Origin of the sequence: Anabaena sp. CCY 0017 (genome assembly GCF_963920885.1) — a bacterium.
Lineage (GTDB): Bacteria > Cyanobacteriota > Cyanobacteriia > Cyanobacteriales > Nostocaceae > Nodularia.
The window spans coordinates 1-239 of the sequence record NZ_CAWUDG010000116.1; the positions used below are offsets into that span (position 1 = coordinate 1).

1 protein-coding gene is annotated in these 239 nt (G+C 61.9%); it reads left to right on the forward strand.

Annotated features, from left to right (window positions below; translation table 11 throughout):
• Positions 1–232: glutathione binding-like protein (locus ACM0OW_RS25905; RefSeq protein WP_414553594.1), on the forward strand; the 232-nt coding region annotated here is incomplete at its 5' end.
• Positions 233–239: the final 7 nt, after the last annotated feature.

Here is a 239-nt window from a genome sequence, read left to right on the forward strand (position 1 = left end):
CAAGGACTTCGGCGAGTCCAATCGGCCCCGCATCGACGAGTTCTATCTCTGGCTGAATGGCGAGTTGGAGAGCCGCGATTTCATTGCTGGCGACGACTATTCGATCGCCGACATCGTCGCCCTGACCGCAATCGATTTCGGTCGAATGATCGGCGTCGACATTCCCGAATCCTGCACCGTTGTCTGGGCCTGGCACGCCCGCGTCTCCGCCCGCCCCAGCGCCCAGGCCTGACCAGAAT